Here is a 2,635-nt window from a genome sequence, read left to right on the forward strand (position 1 = left end):
TGGTGGTATCAGTTTTATTTCGCGACCGACCGCGGCCAGGCAGGCTACGAGAAATACCGCCACGACTTTTCGAAGCTCATCTGGCATCTCGCCTCGCCGAAATGGGATTTCGACGATGCCACGTTCGACCGCAGCGCAGCCGCCTTCGACAACCCGGATCACGTCGCCATCGTCATCCACAATTACCGCTGGCGGCTCGCACTGGCTGCGGGTGAGCCGAAGTACGACGAGATGGAAAGGCGGCTTGCCACATTCCCGGTAATCACCGTGCCGACCATTACTCTTGAAGGTGATGCGAACGGCGCACCGCACCCGGACCCGAGTGCCTATGCGAAGAAGTTCTCGGGCAAGTATGCACATCGGCTCATCGGGGGCGGCATCGGCCACAATCTGCCGCAGGAAGCACCGCAAGCGTTTGCGCAGGCCGTGGTCGACGTCGACAGCTGGTGAGGATTGCCGTAGGCCCGGGGCCTGCAGCACAGATTGAGGAGGCGAGCACCATGTCCGAACGCTTCGACGCAATCGTGATCGGTACCGGCCAGGCAGGTCCGGCTCTGTGCGCAAGAATGAATCAGGAGGGTCTTCGAACGGCGGTGGTGGAGCGGAAGCTCGTGGGTGGCACTTGCGTCAACGTCGGCTGCATCCCGACCAAGACGCTGGTCGCGAGCGCGCGGGCGGCGCACACGGCGCGGCGTGGCTCCGAATACGGCTTTACGGCCGGCGACATCCACGTCGACATGCGCGCGGTCAAGGCGCGCAAGGACGCGGTGGTACGCCAGTCGTCGGAAGGTGTCACCGGCTGGATCGGCGGGATGAAGAACGTCACCCTCGTGCGCGGGCACGCCCGGTTCAGCGGTCCGCGCACCGTCATGGTGGATGGCCGCACGCTCGAGGCGGATCGCATCTTCATCAACGTGGGCGCCAGGCCCTTCGTGCCCGACATGCCCGGTGTGCAGGAGATTCCCTTCCTCACCAGTTCGACGATGCTGGCGCTGGACTTCCTGCCCGAGCACCTCGTGATCGTCGGCGGGAGCTACATCGGTCTCGAATTCGCGCAGATGTACCGCCGTTTCGGCGCGAACGTGACCGTCGTCGAGCGGGCGCCGCGCTTGATCGCGCGCGAGGACGACGACATTTCCGACGAGATCCGTGTCATCCTTGAGCGCGAAGGCATCGAGATCCGCACCGGCGCCGAGTGCATGGCCTTGTCCAGGAACGGTGATCGGGTCGCGGTCACGCTCGAATGCAAAGACGGAGCGCCGCTCGCTGTCGGCAGCCACGTCCTGCTGGCGGTCGGGCGGGTGCCGAATACTCACGACCTTGGCCTCGACCAAGCGGGCGTCGAGACCGACGCGCGCGGCTACATCAACGTGGACGACGAATGCCGCACCAGCGCTCCAGGCGTCTGGGCGCTTGGCGACGCGAACGGCCAGGGTGGTTTCACGCACACTTCCTACAACGACTACGAGATCGTCGCCGCGAACCTTTTCGATGGCGACCGGCGGCGGATCTCGGACCGCATCCAGGCTTACGCGCTATTCATCGATCCGCCGCTGGGGCGAGCCGGCATGACAGAGAAGGAGGCGCGCACGAGCGGCCGCCATGTGCTCGCGGCGAAGATGCCCATGACGCGCGTCGGCCGCGCGCACGAGGCAGGCGAGACGCAGGGGTTCATGAAAGTGGTGGTAGACGCGGACTCGAAGGAGTTGCTGGGTGCGTCGCTGCTCGGTCTCAACGGCGACGAGATCGTGCATTCACTGCTCGATGTGATGTATGCCAAGGCCCCATACACTGCGATCCAGCGTGCGATGCACATCCACCCGACGGTCACCGAGCTCATCCCGACGCTGCTTGGCGACTTGCGGCCCCTCGTCTGATACGTCCCCGACGGGGAGCCTGCGGCCCACAAGCTCGCGGGTCATTGGTGAGCGCGAACGCTGGCGCTTCGCTGGACACCAGCCTTCTGTCTGGCGGCTTTCACGAGAACGTGTACTTCCTTCAAGTACTCCAGCGCCTCTGCGCGCGTTCGCAGGGCGTCGACGCGAGCTATGATCGTGGCGTGCTCAAACGGCGGTGTGACCTCGAGATGCTGGGCAAGGCCCGACGCAAGGGTCGCTGCAATCCTGCCCGTCGGATCGTCATCAATGGCCCTGTCCGGCTCTTTGGCCGTCTTCGCTTCGAATGGGACCTCGACGACCCGGGCGAGCGCCGCACCCATTGGATCCGGCAGCGTCATCGGAGCGTCGGACCGAGGCTCATCGAGCGTGGCCAAGGGCTTCAGGTCCGAGGTAAACGACGATCGCGCCGTGAGCTCCTTGAGGCCGAAGAGTCTTATCACCGTGGCTACGATCGTCGAGTGCTCGTAGGTGCGATGGTCGATCATGTTCCTCGGAATGCGCGGCGAGATGACGATAGCCGGGACTCGCGGACCGAGCTGATCGAACGTGAACCCGAACTTTCGTCCGGTGGAGCCGGTGCGCCGCGCCGACGGGGGAGCGACGTGATCGTAGAAGCCGCCGTGCTCGTCATAGGTGATGATGAGCATACTGTCGTTCCAGATCGGCGAGGCGCGCAGAGCTTCATACGTCCTCTTGATGATCATCTCGCCCGACTTGACGCTGCCGAGAGGGTGCTG

At 64.5% G+C, this 2,635-nt stretch carries 3 protein-coding genes; 2 read left to right on the forward strand and 1 reads right to left on the reverse strand.

Annotation, left to right across the window (positions count from 1 at the left end; all coding sequences use genetic code 11):
• Together JNK68_03625 and JNK68_03630 are read left to right on the forward strand one after the other, a co-directional pair.
• The coding region (locus tag JNK68_03625; protein ID MBL8539440.1) for an alpha/beta hydrolase at nucleotides 1-450 on the forward strand (450 nt) is incomplete at its 5' end.
• Between the two features lie 50 nt (nucleotides 451-500).
• Complete coding sequence (locus JNK68_03630; protein ID MBL8539441.1) at nucleotides 501-1,877, forward strand: FAD-containing oxidoreductase; 1,377 nt, start codon at nucleotides 501-503, stop codon at nucleotides 1,875-1,877.
• Between the two features lie 41 nt (nucleotides 1,878-1,918).
• On the opposite strand, the gene JNK68_03635 is transcribed toward JNK68_03630, so the two are convergent.
• On the reverse strand, nucleotides 1,919-2,635 hold a 717-nt coding region (locus tag JNK68_03635), incomplete at its 5' end, for a phosphoesterase (protein ID MBL8539442.1).

It is taken from the genome of Betaproteobacteria bacterium (assembly GCA_016791345.1).
GTDB lineage: Bacteria > Pseudomonadota > Gammaproteobacteria > Burkholderiales > JAEUMW01 > JAEUMW01.

Bases quoted from the DNA above. Each gene is read 5' to 3' on its own strand.
- JNK68_03630 (MBL8539441.1), top strand. From the start codon at position 501: ATGTCCGAACGCTTCGACGCAATCGTGATCGGTACCGGCCAGGCAGGT.